18 protein-coding genes and 1 rRNA gene are annotated in these 24,710 nt (G+C 45.7%); 1 reads left to right on the plus strand and 18 read right to left on the minus strand.

Going from position 1 to position 24,710, the window contains the following annotated elements; genetic code table 11:
• Window positions 1-212: ribosomal RNA gene (locus J7E85_RS19265) — 16S ribosomal RNA — on the minus strand; the annotation flags it as partial.
• Between the two features lie 496 nt (window positions 213-708).
• Here J7E85_RS19265 and J7E85_RS19270 point away from each other — a divergent pair.
• Complete coding sequence (locus tag J7E85_RS19270) at window positions 709-1,965, plus strand: MFS transporter (protein ID WP_215160523.1); 1,257 nt, start codon at window positions 709-711, stop codon at window positions 1,963-1,965.
• A gap of 418 nt (window positions 1,966-2,383) precedes the next feature.
• Here J7E85_RS19270 and J7E85_RS34610 read toward each other — a convergent pair whose 3' ends face one another.
• The 17 genes from J7E85_RS34610 to J7E85_RS19355 all read right to left on the minus strand — a co-directional run bounded on the left by J7E85_RS34610 (window position 2,384) and on the right by J7E85_RS19355 (window position 24,702).
• Window positions 2,384-6,937, minus strand: coding sequence for a S8 family serine peptidase (locus J7E85_RS34610; protein WP_215160525.1), 4,554 nt, complete (start codon window positions 6,935-6,937; stop codon window positions 2,384-2,386).
• Window positions 6,938-7,298: 361 nt separating this feature from the next.
• A complete protein-coding gene (gene ligA, locus J7E85_RS19280) occupies window positions 7,299-9,314 on the minus strand; it encodes an NAD-dependent DNA ligase LigA (RefSeq protein WP_215160527.1) in 2,016 nt (671 codons plus the stop codon).
• Window positions 9,315-9,353: 39 nt separating this feature from the next.
• Window positions 9,354-11,684, minus strand: coding sequence for a DNA helicase PcrA (pcrA, locus tag J7E85_RS19285; RefSeq protein ID WP_215160529.1), 2,331 nt, complete (start codon window positions 11,682-11,684; stop codon window positions 9,354-9,356).
• A 317-nt stretch (window positions 11,685-12,001) separates the two neighbouring features.
• The gene (gene pcrB / locus J7E85_RS19290) at window positions 12,002-12,691 is read right to left on the minus strand and encodes a heptaprenylglyceryl phosphate synthase (protein ID WP_215160531.1); all 690 of its coding nucleotides are present in this window, start codon (window positions 12,689-12,691) and stop codon (window positions 12,002-12,004) included.
• Window positions 12,692-13,122: 431 nt separating this feature from the next.
• Complete coding sequence (locus J7E85_RS19295; protein WP_215160533.1) at window positions 13,123-13,995, minus strand: phosphatidylinositol-specific phospholipase C/glycerophosphodiester phosphodiesterase family protein; 873 nt, start codon at window positions 13,993-13,995, stop codon at window positions 13,123-13,125.
• Window positions 13,996-14,124: 129 nt separating this feature from the next.
• The gene (locus J7E85_RS19300) at window positions 14,125-14,730 is read right to left on the minus strand and encodes a class I SAM-dependent methyltransferase (protein ID WP_215160536.1); all 606 of its coding nucleotides are present in this window, start codon (window positions 14,728-14,730) and stop codon (window positions 14,125-14,127) included.
• Window positions 14,731-15,174: 444 nt separating this feature from the next.
• On the minus strand, window positions 15,175-16,575 hold the full coding sequence (locus tag J7E85_RS19305; RefSeq protein WP_215160537.1) for an undecaprenyl-phosphate glucose phosphotransferase: 1,401 nt from the start codon (window positions 16,573-16,575) through the stop codon (window positions 15,175-15,177).
• Complete coding sequence (locus tag J7E85_RS19310) at window positions 16,572-17,483, minus strand: glycosyltransferase family 2 protein (RefSeq protein ID WP_215160539.1); 912 nt, start codon at window positions 17,481-17,483, stop codon at window positions 16,572-16,574. The genes J7E85_RS19305 and J7E85_RS19310 overlap by 4 nt, the downstream gene beginning before the upstream one ends.
• 111 nt (window positions 17,484-17,594) lie before the next feature.
• Window positions 17,595-18,521: a glycosyltransferase family 2 protein gene (locus J7E85_RS19315; RefSeq protein WP_215160541.1), complete on the minus strand. Its 927-nt coding sequence runs from the start codon at window positions 18,519-18,521 to the stop codon at window positions 17,595-17,597.
• Between the two features lie 78 nt (window positions 18,522-18,599).
• Window positions 18,600-19,484, minus strand: a complete 885-nt coding sequence (rfbD, locus tag J7E85_RS19320) for a dTDP-4-dehydrorhamnose reductase (RefSeq protein WP_215160543.1) — start codon at window positions 19,482-19,484, stop codon at window positions 18,600-18,602.
• A complete protein-coding gene (gene rfbB / locus J7E85_RS19325) occupies window positions 19,481-20,503 on the minus strand; it encodes a dTDP-glucose 4,6-dehydratase (RefSeq protein ID WP_215160545.1) in 1,023 nt (340 codons plus the stop codon). Before rfbB ends, rfbD begins: the two co-directional genes overlap by 4 nt.
• Window positions 20,504-20,515: 12 nt before the next feature.
• A complete protein-coding gene (gene rfbC / locus J7E85_RS19330; RefSeq protein WP_215160547.1) occupies window positions 20,516-21,064 on the minus strand; it encodes a dTDP-4-dehydrorhamnose 3,5-epimerase in 549 nt (182 codons plus the stop codon).
• 11 nt (window positions 21,065-21,075) lie between these two features.
• Window positions 21,076-21,819: a sugar phosphate nucleotidyltransferase gene (locus J7E85_RS19335; protein ID WP_215160549.1), complete on the minus strand. Its 744-nt coding sequence runs from the start codon at window positions 21,817-21,819 to the stop codon at window positions 21,076-21,078.
• A gap of 26 nt (window positions 21,820-21,845) precedes the next feature.
• On the minus strand, window positions 21,846-22,253 hold the full coding sequence (locus tag J7E85_RS19340; protein ID WP_251035853.1) for a GtrA family protein: 408 nt from the start codon (window positions 22,251-22,253) through the stop codon (window positions 21,846-21,848).
• Window positions 22,237-22,605: a DUF2304 domain-containing protein gene (locus tag J7E85_RS34880; RefSeq protein WP_215160553.1), complete on the minus strand. Its 369-nt coding sequence runs from the start codon at window positions 22,603-22,605 to the stop codon at window positions 22,237-22,239. The genes J7E85_RS19340 and J7E85_RS34880 overlap by 17 nt, the downstream gene beginning before the upstream one ends.
• A 14-nt stretch (window positions 22,606-22,619) precedes the next feature.
• Window positions 22,620-23,333: a glycosyltransferase family 2 protein gene (locus tag J7E85_RS19350; RefSeq protein WP_215160555.1), complete on the minus strand. Its 714-nt coding sequence runs from the start codon at window positions 23,331-23,333 to the stop codon at window positions 22,620-22,622.
• The gene (locus J7E85_RS19355) at window positions 23,302-24,702 is read right to left on the minus strand and encodes a hypothetical protein (RefSeq protein WP_215160557.1); all 1,401 of its coding nucleotides are present in this window, start codon (window positions 24,700-24,702) and stop codon (window positions 23,302-23,304) included. Before J7E85_RS19355 ends, J7E85_RS19350 begins: the two co-directional genes overlap by 32 nt.
• Between the last annotated feature and the right edge of the window lie 8 nt (window positions 24,703-24,710).

The raw sequence follows: 24,710 nt of genomic DNA on the forward strand, positions 1-24,710 counted from the left end.
TTCATTATTCCACCATGCCGTGAAATAAATTATCCGGTATTAGCTACCGTTTCCGGTAGTTATCCCAGTCTTGAGGGCAGGTTGCCTACGTGTTACTCACCCGTCCGCCGCTAACCTTCAGGAGTGCAAGCACTCCATCAAGTCCGCTCGACTTGCATGTATTAGGCACGCCGCCAGCGTTCGTCCTGAGCCAGGATCAAACTCTCCAATAAAGTGTTTGACTTGCTCATTTCAAAGCTAACGTATTAACGTTTGCTTGTGTTACATTGACGTGATCCATTTGTTCAGTTTTCAAGGAACTTGTTGGCTGCTTTGCCGATCATCTTCAATCAGCAGCGCAGGTTTATATCTTACCAAGTATTTAACTTGATGTCAACACTTTTTTTCGACGCCGTTCGACAAGCTTCAAAAGCTTTCGTCAAAAGCGACAGTTAGTAATATACCATGATACAAAAGATATAGCAAGCATTTTTAGAAGAAAATATGTAAAGTTTCGCACAACATCGATCCTATCATGATTTATACCTTATAGAGATCGATATATAACCCAGTCTGTCGGTGGACTCTCTATAAATGTGCTTTATCATGGACCTCAAATTCACGTAGTATCATCTCGAATTGTAATTGATTTCCTATAAAAAAGGTTTTAAGGTTAGTTCATCGCTTTTTTAGAGCCCGACTACACCTAATAAGAAAGGAGTTCGCCGAATGGCAGACAAAAGCATCGCTCTCCAAAAGCCCAAAGATACTCCAAGTCCTGCGCACGGAGAAGCACATCAAGCCACCGTATATAAAATTCTGATCGCCATCAGTTTCGTGCATTTGTTTAATGATTCGATTCAGTCCGTGATCCCTGCTATCTTTCCTATATTAAAGGATAATCTGCTGCTTACCTTTACGCAGATCGGTTGGATCTCCTTTGCTATCAACTTCACATCATCTATCATTCAGCCGGTTATCGGGTACGCCGCGGATCGAAGGCCGACACCGATTCTGCTTCCGATCGGTATGTGTTTCACGTTTGCAGGCGTATTTATTCTTGCATATGCACATACATATCTCCTGGTTCTATTCGCGGTCGTTCTGATCGGATTAGGCTCGGCGACCTTCCACCCTGAGGGAATGCGGGTCGCTCATATGGCTGCAGGTATGCGAAAAGGGTTATCCCAATCGATCTTTCAAGTAGGGGGCAATGCCGGACAGTCACTTGCTCCGCTCCTGACACGATACATTTTCGTACCATTCGGACAGTTTGGCGCAATCGGTTTCACCTTCGTTGCTGCGGCTGGTATCATCGTGCAATCCTATGTTGCCCATTGGTATCACGGTATGCTGAAAGCTGGTTACACATTTAAAAAGAAGGCTGCCGGGCGCATGCTTGATCCCGCCCGCCGCAAGAGAGTGCGCAATGCAACGCTGGTGCTCGTCATTCTCGTGTTTATTCGCTCCTGGTATGGCGCAGCCATCAGCAGCTATTATGCCTTCTACCTCATGGATATATACAAGATCACGATTGATAATGCTCAGATTTATATTTTTCTGTTTCTCGCTTCCGGAGCTGTGGGCACCTTCTTTGGCGGTCCGCTGGCCGACCGCTTTGGCCGCCGCAATATGATCATGCTCTCCATGATCGGTACGGCACCCATTGCGTTGATTCTGCCATTCGCCTCGCCATTCTGGGCGGCTGTATTGCTGCTCATCGGCGGATTTGTCCTATTGTCCAGTTTCTCAGTTACTGTTGTGTATGCCCAATTGCTGCATCCTGGGAATATCGGTACGGTATCCGGGCTGATCACCGGGTTCGCTTTTGGCATGGGCGGGATTGGTTCGCTTGTACTCGGTAATCTTGGGGATGCTTGGGGAATCGGCAATGTCATGATCGCCATCGGCTTCCTGCCGCTGCTTGGTCTGCTTGCCCTGCTTCTTCCCGGTGATGACAAACTGGACCAGTGGGCGAGGGATTAATCGACATATAAAAAAGACACTCATCGGCCGCACTTTGCGTGCATCTGGTGAGTGTTTTTTATTTTATTTTTCTAACGAGTTTGATAAACCAGTATAGGAATATCCATGGAAGCACGTACTTCGTTAGCCACTCGATCGTTAAGCGGAGACCTTCCGTTCCCCCATCAGACTGAATCAAGCCTTTTAATACCATAATGATAAGAAATAACGATAAGATCAATATGGGGATATAACCTTACCATTTTTTATTTTTCATAACTACCACCTCTCTGCCAAAAATATAGCACATCCGGTAAATTAAAAATCAAAATATTCATCCCATCAATAAAAAGGGAGCTATCCTGGTTTAAGAAAAACCATGGACAACTCCCCATTGCTTTAAACCCTTCTTTTAAGTGAAAATTCGACCCTGTCGAATTTAGATCTTGTTCAGATAATCAAGCAAACGGTACACAATCACGGATACCTGAGCCCGAGTGGAGGTTTCACCCGGTGCGAATCGGTTGCCGTTTACTCCCTTCACCAGACCTTTGTTCACAGCAAAAGCTACGGCCGCACGTGCATCCTCCGAAATTAGATTCGTATCGCTGAACGACAAGGAGCCTGTATCAGAATCAATCTTCAACGCTTCCGCAATCATAACTACCATATCCTCACGGGTCAGCGGATTCTTCGCTCCTGCTTCTTTGCTGCGTGTTTCCCAATCAATGCCTGTCTCGAAAATACGATCAAGCAATGTAGCGAATTCGGCACGGGTCACCGCATTGTTCGGAGAGAAGCGACCTGCACCTGTACCGTTCGTGATATGCTGCGAGGCAGCAACCTCGATCTCATCCTTAGCCCAGTGGCTGACGATGTCGTTAAAAGTCACATTATTCTCGGCAGCCACATAAGATCCTGGACCGTTAACACGGAACGTGATCGATCCGCGCGCAGCCGATTGCAGCAATCCTGCGGATTGCAGGTCTCCTTGTTCCGACTGCAGGTAGGCACCTACTTTACGCGAATCCTTCACTTTTGTTGGGTCATAGTTCAATGTCAGCAAAAGCGGATGTTTAAACTTGTCCCCGTGTTTGACCGAAACGATCGGGGATACAGCGTTCAAGCTGCCCGCCGCGGCTCCCCCTTTGCTTGCAGTTACGGAAACCGCTAAGCTGAATCCGCTGCTCGTTGTAAAATCATCCAAAGCATCAGCAGGAACTGTCAGGGAAAAGCCGTTACCCGTAATAACAAGCGGTTTGCCGGATGCTTTCAATTTATCCACGGTGGCCTTACCGAGGGTAAGGGCTACATCGCTGTATTTGCTGAAATCCAGCTTCGATACATCCAGCTTCACTTCTTTGCCGTCTCCGGTAATTCCTGCTGTAACAGCAGCTTCAGACAGAGCAGCCGTTGCGGACTCGGTACCATCCGCATTTTTCTTCGTGGTTACTTTGGCATCCCCAGATACTTCAGGAGCCGGAGTGGACGGAGTCCCTGTGGAACCGCCACCGGAGGACGAGCCTCCTCCACCTCCGCCGCCGGATCCGCCGCCTGGGTTACCTGGATCCGGGTTGCCTGGTCCAGGCGCGCCCGTCAGCTGCAAAGATACGGAAGCCTTTCCTTGAAGTCCTTGATGGTCTTTGACGGAAAGTTCGACAGTGTAATTGCCAGAAGACAATCCATCTAATGCAATGTTAAAGGAACCATCCTGCTCGACATCAAAGCTGCCTTCCTTCGCTACCGTTTTATTAGCTCTTTTAATGACATAAGTGGCATCCAGCCATTCACTGACGTCAAAATCGATTGCCCATTCATCCCACATTGCTGGAACTGCCGTTACATAGAGGTCATCGACCTTGCCGGTTAATGCGGGATTGTTCTTGCCAGAGATTTTGACATCAAGCTCGGTTTTGATCTCTGGTGCCGTTCTCTTCACGAAGAATGGAATTGTGGCGTAATCAGAATAAATATTCCCATTAGTGCCGAGAGAGCGAAGCTCAACCGAGTACAAGCCGTCTTTGACCTCTTCGATTTCCTCGGATGAATAGTTGTGGTACTCCCCATCCCAGTCGAGTGTATATTCCGTATTAGCATTAAAGAGATACTCATCCGTACCAAAAATTTGCCCAATCACTCCATCTTGATCTGGTCCTGATTCTGGGTGAAGGCTATCATACAAATCTACGATGACGATTCCCATAGGATTATAGAATTCAAAACCTACACTCAGTTCACCCAGTTCTCCTTGTTCGTTCAGAGGGAAGTGCGCCAGATAGTTCTCGGTCTCACTGTAAACCTTGGTATATTTGACACCGGTCATTTCCAGATTAAAGTAAGCTACATAGGGTACAGAGTAAGTACGAGTATCATTTTTAAAAATAATGTAGCCCTGCTGCTCTGAAACCCCGGATACACCTGCCGGAACTTGAAGCGTTACAACCAGTTCTTTCTCGCCACTTAAATCAAAAGAAGGTTGATCCACCGTGACAGCTACTTCAGGGGTAGATTGAGTTGTACTAACCTCAACCTCAAACTGACCACCAATGTCACCAATCTGCTCAACTTTTATTTTCTTCTGAACAGTTTGTGCGGTTGCTCCTGTAAAATTACCGAAGTTAATGCTTCCCGTAATATTATCCTGCTCTTTACTTGTTCCGTTCTCCTGATACGAAGTCTTGTCCAGGACCTTCACCAGAGCCTCTGCCTGGATCGTATTGAGTGCTTGTACGCGCCCGGCTCCTTGATCCGTTACATCATAAGACTCGGTGTTCAATACTTTGGCGTTATTCATCAGTGCGACTTTGACATCGAATGGAGTCCAATCGTTGTGTTTCTCCAAAATGAGAGCCGCAAGCCCTGCCACATGCGGGGATGCCATGCTGGTACCTGTCAAACGGTCATAGGACTGACTGTAATCTGCATCTGCAATGTCCTTCCCGTATGCCGGAACGGATGACAAAATGCTCGTTCCCGGTGCTACCACGTCAGGCTTGATGTCCAGCGTCTTTTTAGCCGGGCCTCTGGAGCTGGAATCATTAATCTCATCGCCTGCGGTTCGGTTTTTAATAAAATCCGAAAACTTCACTTTCAGATCCGGGTTGGCATTGAGCAGCGATTTGATATAATCGCCGTCTTCTTTGCTCATACTAAAGGTTGGAATGAAGGAGAAGCTGTCCCCAAGCAAGACGCCGATTGGGCCAGGGTTCTGGTTGAATACGATGACACCCGTCGCGCCTGCTGCTTTCGCATTGGCAATCTTATCGACAAAGGCGAGTTCGCCGCGTTTAATCAAAGCGATTTTACCTGCTACGTCTTTATCTGCGAAGTCCTCTGGCTTACCCAGATCCGCATAAAAAAGTCCAAAATCTCCATCAAGGACGACTTCTGGGTCCTCAGCCAGGTTCCAAGCCATTAATTCAAGCTTATACGTAGCATCTACCACAGTAATCGGAGTGACATCATCTGCCGGAGGCACTTCTACATCCTTGACAGATTCAACAGGCACTTCATCAGTGACAGGCTCCTCTTCTGCACCATCTCCCGATTGAACTGGCTTTAAATCCTGCTCCGTATCGACGGAAGGCTCAGTTCCATCTATAGCAGCCGTGTCATCAGTCAACGCTGCCTGGGCAGATTTATCAATCGGTCGGGCATCTTCAGTCGATGTTGGCCCAAATGCTTCATCTGACTGTGCTCCTAAATCCGACTGCACTTCAGGCGTAACGGGTTGTGTGGGCTCCGTTCCAGGTTTCAACCTGCCGTCATTGTTATTAATTGGCTCACCCGGCAATTCCGTATCCGTTAAAAAATGCGATGTTGCCGCAATTTCGTCACTTGGACCCGTAGAGTTTCCTACTGTTATAGGAAAAGCCGCCGCCCCCGGCGCTCCAACCGTCCAGCGGTTTGGCCCTGTATTTCCGCTTGCAACGACTGGCGTGACACCCGCCAGCGCAGCATTGTTAAGTGCTACGGACGTCACATAGTCCGGATCATTTCGGGAATTGCCAAGCGAGAGGTTAATTACATCCATCCCGTCTTGAACGGAACGGTCAATACCTCCCAGTACCCAGCTGGAATAGCCGCTTCCGTAGGGCCCAAGAACGCGGTAAGCATAGATATCCGCGCCCGGCGCAATGCCTACGACTCCATATTCGCCGACATCGCGAGCTCCGATGGTACCCGCTACGTGCGTTCCATGATCCGTCCAATACATACTTCCCCTGTCATCGACCTGCGGGGGATTGGAAGGATCGTTCTCCCAGTCGAGTGGAGTAGTCTCGTACGGATCATTATCATTGTCAACGAAGTCATATCCGCCCTTATAAGCATCTTTCAGGACAGGGTGAACATAATCAATACCTGTATCAATAACGCCGACTTTAATGCCTTTACCTGTATATCCGAGATCCCATACTTCCGGAGCACCGATGAATGGCCCCGTATCTTTCATATATGGGTTCACTTCGCCCTTGGGTCCAACCGTTACCTCCAGATCGGGATAAACGCCTAAAACGCCTGGAATATCAAGCAGCGCTTCAACCTTGCTGCCATCGATCTCCATGGACACCCCATTGAATGCGTAACTGTATTGGTTCGAAATTTCGTGTGATATATTCTTCGTGTCCAGACTGCGAATAAAAGTCTGCTGCTCCAATTGTACCTGGGCTTCGACCTTCGCCTCTGCCGAAGAACTAAAAGATTGGCCCTGAATGGAGGATAGGCCTTTTGCCAAAGCCACTGGCTCAGTAGATAACTCTACAATGACTCTTGTTGGACCCCCAGCAGACTTCTGTAGACTTTGATCGAGATTGGGAAACTCCGCTAGCTTAGCTCTCTGTTTTAGAATATCCTTTAACTGCCTTGCTTCATCGGCACTGAGCTGATTGCCCAGTTCGATCTGCCGTTCTGCCGGAGCGGCCTCAGCCGCTGGTGCAATCAATGATAGCATTAATATAAAACTTAGTAGTGCGGACCATAACTTTTTACTCAAGGCTTTGCCCCTCCCAAAAAATTAGATTTCTCAATCAATTCAGGGTCTGGGATGTCATCAGCATAACTGTGCTGCCTATCGATGGTATCCACTCCTTTCCGCATAAGACTGACCCGTGGTAAATTATTCTAGAATCTGAAATTAGATTCCTTCATCCTTTTCTGTATGTTTTTGTTAAATCCAGTCGATTGTATAGGAGGTTTTGACGAATGCCAGGAAGCGTCATAGATTCAAAGGAATTAAGGCTTACATAAGAGGTAAGGAGGAGAAATGAAATCGAGGAAAAAGAAAAACCGAGACTATGAAATAGCCTCGGTTTCTAAGCGGTGCAACTGCTTCTGCAAGATATATCCAGTCAATCCTATGATTCGTTCAGCAACCGCACAAACTCTTCTTCATCCTCCAGGATGTCGATGCCGAGCTGCTGGGCTTTGGTCAGCTTGCTGCCGGCTTTTTCGCCTGCAATGAGGAGGTCGGTTTTCTTGGACACACTACCGGTGACTTTGGCACCGAGCGCTTCCAAGCGTTCCGTTGCCTCTTCACGGGTCAGCAGATGGAGGGTCCCTGTCAGCACGACCGTCTTGCCGCTGAAATAGGAATCGGTGCTAACTGGCTTCGGTGCTTCCGGAGCCTTCGCTTGGACACCCAGTGAGAGCATTCTCTGAATGCTCGCTTGGGCAAATGGGTCCGCGAAGTATCCAGCGATGCTTTCGGCCACGATGCCGCCTACGTCCGGCAGCTCGACCAATTCTTCTGCTGTTGCCGCCATCACGCGGTCCAGATCACGGTAATGATCAGCCAGCATTTTGGTTGTAGATTTGCCGGTATTCGGTATACCCAGTGCAAAGAGGAAGGATGCGAGATCCCGCTCCTTGCTCTTCTCGATGGCATCCAGCAGATTCTGGGCTTTTTTCTCGCCGAAGCGCTCCAGTTTCAGCAAACTATCAAAAGATAACGTATAAAGATCTGCCGGTTCTCTCACACCCAGTTCGTCGTATAACTGGATCGCAGTCTTATCGCTGAACGTTTCAATGTCCATGGCATCCCTGGAAGCAAAATGCGTGATGCGGGCCACGATTTGCGGCTTGCACCCCGTCTTGTTGTTGCAGAAGAGATGAGCGCCGCGCTGCTCCAGCGGGAAACCGCAGGATGGGCATTGATCCGGGAACAATATCTCTTCCCCATCCTGCTCCTCCGTTACTTTGCCGAGGATCTCGGGAATGACGTCATTCGAACGGCGAATAAAGACCCGCGAGCCCAGGGCGAACTTGAGGTTCTTGCGCTCAATATCCCCGATATTGTTCAGCGTACAATTTTGCACGGTGACTCCTGCAAGCTCAACGGGCTCTACACGCGCTAATGGTGTGATTTTTCCGGTCCGCCCTACATTCCAGGTTACCGACTGCAGCACGGTCGTCGTTTCTTCCGCTTCGAATTTGTAAGCGACAGCCCAGCGCGGGAACTTGTCGGTATATCCAAGAGCTTCGCGAATACGGAAGTCGGTCACCTTCACAACCGCCCCATCAATGAGATAATCGAGCTCGGAACGGCGTTTCTCGATATCGGCCAATTGCTCCATTACATCATCAAACTGCTCAAAATAGAAAATGTACGGATTGACCTTGAGCCTGTTCTCGCGCAGGAAATCCATCATTTCCTTGTGATCGGTAAAGGTGATTCCATCCGAATAACCTACATTATAGAAGTAGGCGTTCAGCTTACGCTCGGCCGTTACCTTCGGATTAAGATTGCGGAGCGCCCCTGCGGCGGCATTACGCGCGTTCTTGAGCGGCTCAGCCGCTGTTTGATTGTATTTGTCCAGCACAGACAGGTTCATGATGCCTTCGCCCTGCACTTCAATCGTACCTTCCGTGTACGGGATCGTCATCGGCACCGACTTGATGGTTTTCACCTGAGCCAAAATGCCTTCGCCAACCGCACCGTTGCCCCGTGTCGACGCCTGAACCAGCTTACCGTCCTGATAGGTCAGATTCAGCGTCAACCCGTCAAACTTCAGCTCCAGTGCATAACAAGGAGTAGGCAGAGGATTGCCGGGATTCTTCGTATTGTAGTCATTGACCAGCCTGACGACGCGATCATGCCAGGTACGGAGCTGCTCGATGTTCTGAGCCTTATCAAGGCTCCATAACGGAGCCAAATGGCGATGCGGGGCAAAACCTTTCAGAATCTCCCCACCCACCCGCTGGGTCGGAGAATCCGGGAGCGTCACGCCGGTCTCTGCCTCCAACGCTACCAGCTGGTCGTACAGTGCGTCATACTCCTTGTCGCTTACAAGCGGCTGATCCAGCGTGTAGTAATGGTAATTGTAATTGTTCAGCTCCGCAATGAGCTTCTCCATCTTTTCCTTGAAATCCATGCAGGGGCAATCCTCCTTCAATAATATAAGTTGTAACCCTTATTCCACCTTCGTAATCGGCGCGAAGCCGGCAAGCAGACGTTTCACACCCACAGGCGCCGGGAATGCAATCTGCAATTCCATGTCATTGCCGCTGCCTTTGACCGCTACAATCGTACCGGTTCCCCATTTGCCATGGGCTACTTTGTCACCAGCTTTAAAATCGCCGTTGTCCGAAGAAGCTGCCGAACGGGATGGCGCACCGGTTGTCATGGTCACCCGGCTCTTCGGTGCGGCTTGCGGGGAAGCGGTCGATCCGCTAAGGGAGAGGTCCACGTTGCGTCCACCGCCGAAGTTGCTGCCTCCACCGCCTCCGAAGCCGCGCCCAGCGTAAGATCCGCCCACATTGCTACCGCCGCCGCGGCGGTATCGGTCATTCGCCATCTGGGTGTCTTCCTTCAGCTCTTCCGGAATTTCCTCCAGGAATCGTGAAGGCGGGTTCGCCGTCGTACGGCCAAATAGCGTACGCATGCGCGCACACGACAGGAACAGCTGCTTCTCCGCACGTGTGATACCGACATAGGCAAGTCGGCGCTCCTCTTCCAGCTCTTCGTTATCCATAAAGGCACGGCTGTGCGGGAATACCCCTTCCTCCATGCCGATGATGAACACGACTGGGAACTCCAAGCCTTTGGCACTGTGCATGGTCATGAGCACGACAGCATCATCGCGATCTTCTTCGTCATCGTTCATCGAGTCGATGTCCGCAATCAAAGCAAGATCTGTGAGGAAGGAGATGAGCGACTTATCCTCGTTGTTCTTCTCGAACTCTTGCGTCACCGACAGGAACTCGTCGATGTTCTCAAGGCGGGACCTGGATTCGATCGTATTCTCGTTTTGCAGCTCGAGGCGGTATTCGGACATTTCCAATATTTTTTCAGTAAGCTCGGTGACCGACAGAAACTCAACCATTCGGCTGAGCGCGGCAATCATGTCGTAGAAGCCCACTAGCGCATTACGCGTCCGTCCAGCGAAGCCGAGGTCGTCCACGATTTCCAGAACGCGGAAGATCGAGATGCCCCGCTCTGCGGCTGCAGCAGCCAGCTTCCCGACGGTTGTGTCGCCGATGCTTCTTTTTGGCACATTAATGATCCGCGTTAAACTAATATCGTCGTCCGGGTTGGAAATCAGGCGAAGGTAAGCAAGCATGTCCTTAATCTCTTTGCGATCATAGAACTTGATGCCCCCGACAATCTGGTACGGAATATCCGACTTGATCAGAATTTCCTCGATAACCCGGGACTGCGCATTGGTCCGGTACAGGATCGCATGGTCCTGATAATTCTTGCCATCTTTAATGTTCTTGCTAATTTCCGAGGTAACAAAATACCCCTCATCATGCTCCGTATCTCCGCGGAACACCTTGATCTTCGGTCCTTCACCTTGCTCGGTCCACAGATTCTTCGGCTTGCGGCCAGTGTTCAGACCAATGACATTGTTGGCAGCGTTCAAAATGTTCGCTGTAGAACGGTAATTCTGCTCGAGCAGAATCGTCCGCGCCTCGGGATAATCCTGCTCAAAATTCAGGATGTTGGTGATATCCGCGCCACGCCAGCGGTAGATCGACTGATCGCTGTCCCCGACGACGCAGATGCGATGATGGCTGTCCGCCAGCATCCGGCAGAGCATGTATTGCGCCCGGTTGGTATCCTGATATTCATCCACGTGGATGTACTGGAATTTGCGCTGGTAGAAATCGAGAACCTCCGGCACTTCCTTAAACAGCTGAATCGTGGTCATGATCAGATCGTCAAAATCAAGCGAATTGTTGCTCTTCAAGCGCTTCTGATATTCTGTGTAGACCTTGGCTACAAGGGATTCAAAATAGTCTCCGGCTTTCTGTTCATACTGCTGCGGGGAGATCAGCTCATTCTTGGCGGCGCTCATGGCCCCTTGAATCGCCTTCGGCTCGAATTTCTTCGTATCGATATTGTGATGCTTCATTACGTTCCGAATAACCGACAGCTGATCCGTCGAGTCCAAAATACTGAAATTCGAGGTGAAACCAATCCGTTCAATGTCTCTACGCAAAATCCGCACGCACATCGAGTGGAACGTCGATACCCAGATGTCCTGACCTTCGCGGCCAACCAGCTTGGATACCCGCTCCTGCATCTCGCGGGCTGCTTTATTCGTAAATGTAATTGCAAGGATGCTCCATGGAGCCGCTTTGCGCGTGGCTATCAGGTAACCGATCCGGTGCGTCAGCACCCGCGTCTTGCCGGAACCGGCACCCGCCATAATGAGCAGCGGTCCGTCGGTTGCTTCAACGGCTTGACGCTGCTGTGGATTCAGACGTCTGACGGCGTCGTGTATATCAATGGAATGCATAGTGTTGCCTCCTAATAGGTGTAGATTTGATAAGGGAGAAACTTGGGTAACGATGAAAAGCGAAAAAATAGGTTAGGGTCTGGCAGATAGCTGAAATTTAAAGAGAATAAATATGAATACAGATTACCGACGTATCTGTATTTAATACACTGTGAGTTCTGCGTTGCTTGACTTGATGAATTACAATATTTAAATGAAATAAATACAAAATACATGCTTAACCGCCCCAAGGCAGATGGAAAAGACACACTATTAGAACCTGAGGTTACCGTAACGCGTCTCAATATTTTTTCAGCAGATCATATAACCGAGACCAGTCAGCCCTTCACGGCCTTGACCGTCTCGAGCGCCTGCTCCAGATGATCATACACAACGTTGCCAACAACGATCGTATCAGAGATAGCTGCAGCCTCCGACGCTTGCTGTGCGTTCGTTATTCCTCCACCGTAGAACAAACGGGCGTTATCCAGCGATCTGCGCACTGTGCGGACGGTCTCCATATCCCCAAAGGCGCCGCTGTATTCCAAATACACAATCGGAAGATTCATCAGCTTGTCCGCAATCTGCGCATAAGCAGCGGCTCCGCTCGCATCAATCGAAGTCTCTGCTCCGGTCAGCTTCGCCACCGCGGCGTTCTCGTTCAACACGATATACCCTTCGGTCACAACCAGATCCCACGGTATCATATACCCGTAGCGTTCGATTCCTTCGCGATGCCGGCCCATGATCCAGGTCGGATCCTGCGTATTCATGACCATCGGAACCATATATAGATCAAATCCGGGTACAACGGCTTCCAGATCGGATACTTCCTGCACGCACGGCAGCTCGTAACGTCGAACTCGGGACAGCAGGTCCACGGTATTTTCATAAGTGACTCCGGTTGAGCCTCCGACCATAATGGCATCGGTTCCTGACAAACATACCACATCAAGGGTCTCGTCATCGATCTCCTTGTCGGGGTCCAGCTTAAACACATGCCTCCAGGATTGCATCATCTCTTTCAAGCGTCATTCCTCCACGTTCACGGGTTACTATTATACTAAAATAAGTCTATGCTAGCACGGTAAGCAAGTCAATTTATGTTCGCATAAAATACGAACATTTTTTTGGTAATTGTCGTTTATCCGTTCAGTCGATATCCGAACCGCGCCGCTGAAAAGGGATTAGGGCTGATACTCCGCTAAGAAAAGCGTCTACCGACGTACAATCACAGACCGCACGACGTACAATCCCAGACCACATTTAGATGGTGGTTTCCATGTAATATCAAGGTAGGCCATGTTTCGAAGTTTGTACTTTCTCATATTATGAAAAAGCCCGCGTCTTCTTTTGGAGACAACGGACTTCGATGTTCAGCATCACTTTATATGAAGAATAGCCTATTTCATAGACAGGCCATGCAACATGAATTAATGCCATGCCCTCTCTATGCCAGTCACTTTTTAATCGTATATCTCAAACTGTTCTGCTCCAGTTCCGGCTCTGTCAGCAGGTCTGAATAAACGCCGTACACGCCCCATTTTTCATAATTGTTCACGGTCGTGGTGTCATTAATGGTGTGGACATAAGTCACGGCACCCGCTTGCCTCAGCTTGGCTACGAAATTCGGGCTGACCTTGTACTCCGGCATGGTAACGGCGTCAATGTTGTTCTCCTGCACGAAAGCCGTGATCTCGGCAGGTGAATCCTGCGTGGCATACAGCGTATAGATAATTGACTCAAACGGATAGATGTCCAGAACCATATCGAGCATGGGCTCATTATAAATTTGGATGACCACCCGATCCAGAAGCTCCGGGTCCCGCTCATTCGCAGCGTTTACAATCTCCGTGAACAGGTATTGAATATCCTGATCCTCCTGCTCCTTCGTGTCTGTCACGATGTAGATATCGGGATGACGCTCCATCATATCCATTATCCCCTCAATATCCATCGGTTGGTATTGCTCCAAAATCGGTGTATTAATGAATTCCTCATGGCTCAGACGGGCTGCCTGCTTATCGTCCGGGAGTTTTTCCTTCTGGCCTAGCTGCTGTGTCATGCTCTCCGTCCACTCATGCCTGGCGACGACTTTACGGTCCTCCGTCAGCATCAAATCAATCTCGAATACCCGAGTGCCTTTCTCGTAGTTAACGACCATGGCTTCATAAGCGTTCGTATAGGGCTGTTCACCGATACTCCCCATGGCGTGCGCAATCAGGCGATAGGCCGCGAATCCTTGCGGTTCTTCCTCATCCATCTCAAGATGAGTCTGAAGCAGTATCATAATGGCGGAAAATAATAGAAGGACAGCTACGATCCGTTTCATGGTATCCCCACCCTTTGTTTCGTTCATCGCTGTTGCTAGGTAAATACCCGGTTGAAGGGTGGGCCAAACAAAAAACCGCCACTCGGCTGCTGCCAAATGACGGAATGATTTTATGGATACTGCTGATCACTAGCTTTTGGCCTTCAAAAGATGAATATACCATTTCAATCCCGCGTTGTGGTTAAACACGCTGACTTTATCCACGATATCAAATAATCCGCAGCTTTCAATCTCGCCAATCTTATGCTCTACCATGAGATAATCAGGATCTTTGGTGTTCTTGTGTGAATATAGAGAAGAGATGATCACGCCATCCGGGGTCAGGTAACGCGCATATTCTAGCAGTTTGTTCGGGGTGTTGGGCACGTATTGCAATGACTCATTAAACACAATGACGTTGTAACACTTATGAGGAACATAATGATTGATGTCCGCGCGCTGGAATAGGTTCCTTGATGTTTTGCTGGATGCGATTCTGATCGCTTCTTCGGACAGGTCGACACCCGTGTAATTCAACTGTTCAACATCAAGGAGCATGTCATACAATATCCCGGCCCCGCATCCCATATCCAAAATGCCCTCGTCTCCAATATACTTTCTTATGTAACCGTACACGACCGAGTATCTGGCATATTCCGTGATGTCCGATAAATAATCCCACATGTTGGATCTGTACTCTTCGTCCCATTGCTGTTGACTGCTTTCAATGAAATCCTGAACCTTCGCGTGTTCCATTTCGATTCCTCCCCATATTGGATGTTAACTTCCATCTGGCAAATGAAGTGACAACATGAAAACAAGGTCATTAAAAGACATTGGCTTAGAGCTCACAAAGAAAATCAAGAATTGGATCATCCTTGCGTACTAACGATCCTACATATGGGCCACTGAAGACATTGACGAGTCTCTCATTTCATTATAATAGTATTATAGTTATATATTGTAAATGTATCCGATTGACTATTGTCCGATGTGGTGCACATGCATGTCTCTGGCTTGATGAATGGATCAAATGTCCGAAGTTAATTCTCTGATACGCCACATCCTTACAAGAAGCGACAGCATTCGATATCTTTCTGCGTGAGTCGGGACCTGGGGAGCATATAAGCGTCTGGGACAGGTACGCAAACAAAAAAACGCCATCTGGCTCATGCCAAATGACGTTAACATCGATTATGATCAGTATGCGTTCTTGAATCCGTTGCGGATCGTGCGCAGAATGATTTTGATATCAAACAGAATGGACCAATTCTCGATGTAGAAAATATCGTGCTTGATCCGTTCCTCAATCGAAGTATCCCCACGCAGGCCGTTGCTCTGCGCCCATCCCGTGATGCCCGGGCGTACGTGGTGTTTCACCATGTACTTTGGAATTTCCTCTTTGAACTGTTCAACATAATAAGGTCGCTCCGGCCTAGGGCCTACCACGCTCATATGACCGAACAGGACATTGAAGAACTGAGGCAGCTCATCCAGACTGGTCTTCCGAAGAAAAGAGCCGAACTTGGTGCGGCGCGGATCATTTTCCACGGTCCAGCCCCTATCCGGTGCCCCCTCCGGGAGCGGCTTCATGGAGCGGAATTTATACATATAAAAGTTTCGACGGTTCAACCCGACCCGCTCCTGCTTGAAAATGACAGGGCCTCGGGAGGTCAATCGGATACCCAGGTAAATCCCGATCATCACCGGCAGGGTCAGAATAATCGCCACTAAGGCGAATACAATATCAAACGCTCGCTTGAACAGCCGGTTTGCCGCAAGATCCAACGGGATATCGCGCACGTTGATCATTGGCATTCCCGCAAAGTTATCAAACACCGGCCGTGCCGGGAGGTAATCGAAAAAGTCCGGGATAATCAGCGTACGCACACCGGCTTTTTCACAAGCGGCAATGATCTCCGGGTACTTGTGGTGCGCATCCAATGGTAGGGCCAAGACGACCTCGTCGACGAGTTTTTCATTCAGCACCTTATGCAAATCGCTGACCGAACCGAGAATGGGTTTAAGCCGTCTGGCTTCGATGTCGTCCCACTGCTGGTAATCATCCAGGAAACCGATGACTTCATAGCCAAGCTCCGGGTACTGCTTCAGATTTTTGAAGAAGCGCTTGCCCAGCGTACCTGCACCCACGATGAGCACGAATTGGCGATTGTAGCCTTTTTCCCGAAAATGCTTGAGGGATTTCTTTAGGAAATAACGGTATAGAATAATGAAGGCTACGTTTAGAATCATGTAGATGGCAAGATACCAACGAGAGATATTCACCTCTTTAACAAAGAACATAATACTTAAGAGAATGAACATCCCGATAAAATGCACCTGGAAGATTTTCATGAATTCGTCGGCAAAGCGCTTTTTCCGCTTCGGTGAGTATAAGGAGATCATGATGCCAACAGCCAAGGCCACTGCGCCATAAACGAAACTCCACAAAGTATAGGTTTCAAGAGGGAGCGGCTCTTCGTACGGAAACCAGCTGCTCTCAAACTTGATCCACCATGCAAACAAGAATGCCAGTTGGATAAAAGCAAAATCGGTAATCATATATAATTTGGTCAAAAACCCCTGATTCTGGCGGATCATGATTTCACCTCCACTCCACCTGAAGATTGCGTTATCGTTGCTGGACGAATGGGCTTAAGCCGGTTCATAAGCAAGGATAGGAGCAATTTCAGACCAACGCCTGCATAGACGGCTCCATTAACGAATATGTTGTATTTCTGCCGGTAATGCTTCCGATGAAAAAGAATCATCGCGCGATGGAACTCATAAATAATCTTGAACGGCCTGCGCCGGGCGCTGCCGCCTTTATAATGGATGATCGTCGTCCGAGGATAATAGTGAATTCCCCATCCCGCCTGCTTGATGCGATAACACCAGTCGATGTCTTCCCCGTACATAAAAAAGGTTTCATCCAAGCCACCAACCTGCTCAATCGTCTCCCGACGTACCAACATGAACGCACCAACCAAACAATCCACCGGATACTCTACGTCCGGATTCAAGTATCCCAACTGATACTGGTTAAACTCCGGCTTGTTCGGGAACAGCTTACTGAGCCCGAAGGCATAGTAAAAAGAAGCCGACGGCGTTGGGAACCCTCTTTTGCAGGCCTTATCCAGCGAACCGTCCGGAAGGACGATTTTACAGCCAGAAGCACCAATGATCGGGTTATAGTCCATAAAAGCGACCATCGTCTCGATCGTATCCTGCTGGATAATCGTGTCGGAATTTAGCAGCAGCATATAGCGACCTTCCGCCACTTCCATCCCCTGATTGTTGGCTTTGGCAAAGCCGGTATTCTCCGTGTTCTCGATTAGCTTGACCTGCGGGAATAACTCTCGGATGGTCTGAACAGAATCGTCCCTCGAGTTGTTATCTATCAAAATAACTTCGTATGTATACTCCGTCTCCGATGCGAACACGGATCGCAAACAATCCACCGTCAGCTGACATGTGTTGTAGTTCACGATTAAAATGCTTAAATCCATTGCATAACGTCTCCTGACAAATATAGTAATCTATCGACATTATAGCATAAAGACGCAGGCCGGGCAGGAATAAAGAACTTCAATTACTAAAATCTAGTTATTGATGACTCTTTATATATAGCCCACAAGAATTAAAAAGCGAAAGAGTAACTGCTCTATAATTGATTGACGATAAAGTTTTGATCTTGAAAGAAAATAGATTTTTTCTCTAACCCGTTCCCTAAGGGCAATAAAAAGTTCAAGCTGCTCTCTCTTTTCATTGTCCATTAAGTGACCGTAAACTCGATAAAACTCACTTGCTTGCTTGATAAGAAGATGTTTCCCCTTATATTTTATGTAACTGCGATATTTCTGTTTTAGTTTGTTGAATAAAGAGTTACTCCCACCTACAACATTATTTTCATGCTGGCGATACAGTATCGAAGGATTCTTATCATACATTACATTGCCGAAACCAGATACCAATAAGTAAAACCACCAGTCATGCATAATGATCTTGTTCGGATCGGTCTGATTTCCCTCAATAAATTTATTTCTCGCTGCCCTATTTATCGTAATGGTTGCTCCAACAGCAATATTTTGCACCAAGGCATTATAAAATGAAGGTTCCTTCAAAGGGGCCTTGGGCCAAGTGCCAAGAGAATTCAAATCTTTATCGGTAAGCTCCGTTGATGTGAATACCATCGCAGGAATATGATACGCTTGAGAACTTAGCATACTTACAGCACGCTCAATTTTCTGCTCCAGCCATACATCATCCTGATCGCAGAAACAGTAATAATCTGCATGGGGGTCGGATTGCTGAACCAGCTCAAAAAAACTGGAAACAACCCCTATATTCCTTCCGGTGATCACTTTGATTCGGTCAGAATGAGCTATAGTATACTCCTTTAATAAGGCTTGCGTTTGATCGGTTGATCCATCATCTCGTACAAGGACGGAGATATGAGGATAACTTTGCTTTAAAATACTTTGAAGCTGGTCGGATATATAATCCTCCCCATTATAGGAAGACAGCAGGACCTGAACCTGTTTCATTCTTTTATAACCTCCAAATCACTGCTAAATATAACTTGAGGCCTGATCATACAGATCAGGCCTGTCAAGTCGCTGTATTTATTTTAAGTATAGTTCAGGGTGCTGCTTGATATCCAGCATAAACTGCTTGAGCCCATCACGCCAATGCGGTAAATCCTCCAACTGGTTTAGACGGATAGCTAAATGATCCATGACCGAATTGGCCGGACGTGGAGCCGGTCTAGGAAACTCGGCCGTAGTACAAGGCTGCAGCTCAGCTGTTATGTCCAGTCCCAATTGTTCACGAGCTTCTTCAAAAATGGCGCCAGTAAACTCATACCAAGTACAAGAGCCACTGTTCGAGGCATGATATATACCATATTTTTCAGTGGAGATAATGCTTAACAAGAAACGTGCCAAATCTACCGTGTAGGTGGGCGAACCTTTTTGATCATTAACCACTTGCAGTTTCGGTTTTTCTTGTCCAAGACGAAGCATCGTTTTTACAAAATTGTTGCCATTCAGACCGAACAGCCAGGAAGTTCGTACAATAAACCAACGAGAGCAAAAACTCTGAACCATCTGCTCCCCAGCAAGCTTGGACTTTCCATAAACGCTTTGTGGGTCGGGGGAATCATACTCTATATAAGGCCTCTCGGTCGTACCACTATAAACGTAATCCGTGCTAACAAATACGATCTTGGCATCGATTTTTTCGGCGGCAAGAGCCATGTTTCTAGTACCTATTGCATTCACGAGATAAGCACCTTCCACATCCGTCTGTGCAGCATCTACTGCCGTATAAGCTGCACAATGAATGACCCAGTCGGGTCGGCAAGTTGAAACTACATGGAGGCTATGATCTAAATCCGTTATGTTTAGTTCTTCTCTACCGTAACTAAAAACCTCATGCCCTGCTCTGCTAAATATCCGTGCCATATCCTGCCCCAGCTGCCCCTGTGCTCCTGTGATTAAAACCTTCATTCGTTCCCACCCAAACGGCGACCATACTGCTGGGTCATATAATCACGATAGGCGCCGGATTGAATTCTCGTCCACCATTCTTTGTTGCTCAAATACCACCTAATGGTTTCCTTGATTCCCGTTTCGAAATTGTGCTGTGGCTTCCACCCCAGTTCACTGGTGATCTTTGCAGGATCAATACCGTAACGACGGTCATGGCCAGGACGATCTTCTACGTAAGTAATTAATGATTCCGGCTTACCGAGCTCGTTCAAAATGGTTTTGACGATATGAACATTGGTCCGCTCGTTGTTGCCCCCGATGTTATAAACTTCGCCAAGCTGACCATGATGTATGACCAAGTCGATCGCACTGCAATGGTCCTCCACATAGAGCCAATCACGGATGTTCAGGCCATCGCCATAGACCGGTAGTAATTCATCGTTCAAAGCGCGAGAGATCATAAAAGGGATCAACTTCTCAGGGAATTGGTAGGGACCGTAATTATTCGAGCAGCGGGTAATGTTAACCGGCAATCCAAAGGTTTCATGATAAGCTCTAACGAGCAGATCCCCACCTGCCTTACTAGCTGAGTATGGACTGTTGGGAGCAAGTGGTGTCGTTTCAGAGAATAGCCCCGTATCCCCCAGAGAACCGTACACTTCATCCGTGGATACTTGGACAAACTTGGTCACACCATATTTCTTGGCTGCATCCAGAAGAACTTGTGTACCAAAAACATTAGTGTTCACAAAGATTTCCGGTTCCAGAATACTGCGATCTACGTGTGACTCTGCTGCAAAATTAACCACAACGTCGATGCCTTGTTGGAAAACTCTATCTACTGCTGTTTTGTCAGCAATATCTGCTTGCACGAACGAGTAGTTTGCCTGACCCTCAACCGATTTCAAGTTTTCCAAATTACCTGCATACGTAAGTGCATCCATATTCACGATCTGGTAATCCGGATACTGTTGCATCATATATAAAATAAAGTTACTGCCTATAAAACCGGCACCGCCGGTAACAAGTAGTTTCATCTTCACTGCCCCCTAGTCAAAATTCATCTCTGCGTCTTTCAGCAGCGGGTGCCGCTGGTCTTTATCCGATAGAATCGGATTCGACGTTGGCCAATCAATTCCCAAAGCCGGATCATTCCATAATATGCCGCGGTCATTTTCGGGGGAATAGTATGCGTCCACTTTATAAAGAACCTGGGTGTTGGGCACCAGTGTACAAAAACCATGAGCGAAGCCTTTAGGCACCAGCAGCTGACGATGGTTATGTTCGCTCAAGATGACACCAACCCACTGACTAAAGGTAGGGGAGCTTTTTCTGATGTCTACGATGACGTCATAGATGGCACCTGTAAGGACGCGAATAAGTTTCGTCTGAGCCTTGGGATTAAGCTGATAATGAAGCCCCCGCAAAACCCCAGCTTCGGCGGATAAAGATTGGTTGTCTTGGATGAAGTTATAGGTAATGCCATGTTGCTTAAATAGCGAATCGTTGTAACTTTCCATAAAGAATCCACGGCTGTCACCGTGGACCTTGGGTTCAATAATAGAAGACCCGTTTAATGATAAAGGAGTAACAATCATTTCAATACCTCCTATACTTTGAGTTTGCCAAACTCTTCAGTGAATATTACATTATGCGCCAACTCATTAGCCTTTGCCAACGAAGCATGGGTTCCCGCGTCAGTCCACCACCCGCTCAAAATATCATACGTGAGCTCACCTCTTGCAATGTATGCATTATTCACATCCGTGATCTCAAGTTCTCCGCGTGCAGAAGGCCTCAAAGTTTTTACAATGTTAAACACATGATGATCAAACATATAAATACCTGTAACAGCATAATCAGATTTAGGGAGAGATGGTTTCTCTTCTATAGAGATAATTCGATCCCCTTGAAGCTCAGGCACACCAAAGCGTTTAGGATCTTCTACTTTTTGAATAAGAATTTTCGCTCCATGTTGCTGCTCTCTAAAATTCTGAACGAACGGCGATAGATTATCTTCAAAAACGTTGTCTCCTAGAATAACAACCATTTGATCAATTCCAACAAAGCTTTCAGCAAGATCTAAAGCTTGAGCGATCCCGCCTGCTTCATCCTGTACTTTATACGTAAAGGTAACACCCATATCACTTCCACTTCCGAGCAAGCTAACGACGTCACCCATATGTTCTTTCCCTGTTACAATTAGAATATCCTGAATATCAGCCTGTTTAAGTTTATGAATGGCATGAAAAATCATCGGATATTTTCCAACTGGGAGAAGATGTTTGTTTGTTACTTTTGTTAAGGGAAACAATCTGGAACCTGTGCCTCCCGCTAGAATAATACCTTTCATAGGAGCCCTCCGTAATTTGAAATAGTTTAAAAGGTCCACATTCGATTCAAAGTAAAGTTACTAATAGGAACCACTACTAAAGTAAGAATGTGAGCCCAAATATACCAAATTCCTAATAAATCCACCATTATATACAAAATGGAAATGTTAAGTAATAAACCTGATAATGAAACTATAAGGTATTTAACAAAAGAATATATCGTAAGTTTGTTTCTGCCGAATGTCCACCTAAAATTAATAAAAAATGATACAAGAAGAGAGCAAATAAATCCCATTGTTGTTGCTACTATAACTTGAAAATTATATACTTCAACAAACATTATTAATATTGAAGTTTGAATGCCAGTACCAATAATACCCACTAAGGCATATTTTGTGAATTGGCTAACTATTCCAAAAACTTCTTTTGGCTCTCTTTCACTCCACGTTCTCATCACGACCTCTCAACCTTTTCATTTCATTCTTCAATAGCCCTAATTCTTGAGATAATTCCTTAATTTTCAGTGAGTATCCAGATATGGTTGCAGTCAGACTATACAAGATGAATAAACATGCTATCAACGCAAATAGAAAAAGTGTATTCGTAGGTGTCTCTATACTCAACATTTGTGATACAAAAGACAATAAGTATGGAAAAGATGCTAGTAAAATACTTATTAAGATTATTACTATCCAAAGAACTGTATACTTTAATTCTAACTTATATGCTCTAATCTTTAAAATAAAGAATGCTAATAACAATAATGAAACTATTAGAAGAAAAAATTGAAGCTTAAATGGAATCACTAACTTACCTCCTACTAAGCTTGTGTATAGCTTTGCTTTTTCCGTAATATGTCAATAAGTATAGCGATAGATACTTTTATCATATAATATATTGATTTAAATTTATTTATAGAAGATTGACCATTTTCTCTTTTCACCATAACTACTGGGATTTCAGTAATCCTATAGCCTGTTCTTAAAAGAGAAACTATTGACTCAGGTTCTGGATAATCCATTGGATAATAACTAATAAATTGACTAATAACTTTCGAATTACACGCTCTGAAACCTGATGTGGGATCAGTTACTATTTGACCAGTACAAAGTTTAATCATTCTACTGAAATATCGAATCCCAATTCTTCTAAGTAATGTAGATTGGAAACCTTCCTTATTGATATATCTAGAACCTATTACCATATCAGCTCTACCTTCAATAATAGGATTAATTAGTTCCTCTATATAGCTAGGATCATGCTGCCCATCCCCATCAACTTGAATTGCTATATCGAAGTTATGTAGATTTGCATATTTATATCCAGTTTGTACAGCGCCTCCAATGCCAAGATTACAAGGTAGGTCAATAAACTGTACATCCTTTTTTATTAATTCAAAAAGAGTATTATCAGTAGATTTATCGTTTATCACAATGACTTCAATATTTGCAGCTTTAAATTTGTTAATATTATCCAATAAATTCGTGATGTTATGTTCTTCATTAAATGCTGGAATTATTATTAGAATTTTCATTTAATCGTACCCCGAATTCCATATTTTTCTTCAACACAATACATAACACAGTCGAAACATATAACAATGAAAGTGGTGCTATTCTTAGTATATATCTTGAGAAAGATGCAGCAGATTTAGCTTCCTCTCCAAACATAAAAATATAAGAAATATATAAGAATACAATATTAGAGAAGATAATTAACAACATATATGCCTGTTGCTTATTAAATCCGACATATAAATTTACAACCATAAATGCAAATACCAGTACCCAAAAAAGTCCCCAATTCGTGGTATTTAATATTTGTTGTATAGATGCAGAGATCATCGGAAGCGTATATTCTGGCTTAGGATTAAGAGCCCACCTCGATATTGGGAACTCATTTAATGAAGTGTATAATTTCCACAATACCGGTATAGCAAATGAAATAATTGCATAGATAAATATGTTCCTAATTTTCTCTTTGGATAAATGATTTATTATATAAATCAGGCAGATAATAGCTAAATGTATAAAAGCTAAGTATTGGCCATCTGTTTTCACCCATGAGGCGAATCCCATAAACATGCCAGAATATATTAGTGCCGAGATATCAGACTTCTGAATTAAATGTTTGATAAACATAACCACTGATATAGTGTAGAAATATGTATATTCAATGTCGGCATACAATCCACTTGACATCTCAAACACAACGAATCCTGAACTAATATAAATTCCAATAAGCAATAGATTTATTAGTTTATTTTTAACAAAACTATTCAATTGGGTATAAATAAAGATCAATAAACTGGCCAAGAAAATAGGGCCAATAACTCTAACAAATGAATCAATAATTTCACCGCTAAAGAAATAATAACATGCTACTAATAAAGGTATAAAACTTGGATACGTTTCGAATCCTGTTTCAAAGCCCATCCCCCCATAAAAGCTTTCTAAACCTTTACCTAAATAAATCATTTTCGCTTGAAAGGCCCATTGAGAATATTCATCAGGCTGGTATACTTTTGTGGAAATACTATAAAACAAGATTGTTACAAATTTTAAAACGAGAACTGCAATTACGAAAACAAATATAATTCTCAAGAACAGTGATTGCTTAACTTTTTCTTCAATTTGTGAGTTTTGTGATGAATTAGTTTTCTTTGAAAACAGTTTATAGGCAACTCCTATTAGCGCTAAAACTATTAAAGGAATAAAAATAACTTCAAAGCTGTAGTCTATACGAATTAACGATAGAAGCCAGCAATATAGTGTTATTACAACAGAACCTATGGGGAATATTAGAGAAACAGAAGTAACTACATTCATTTTTTTAGGCAGAGAAATTATCACTGAAAACCCAATTAATGAAACAATCATTACAAAAATAATTAATTTAAACATGTGATCTC

This window comes from Paenibacillus sp. ISL-20 (genome assembly GCF_018613005.1).
Lineage (GTDB): Bacteria > Bacillota > Bacilli > Paenibacillales > Paenibacillaceae > Paenibacillus_AQ.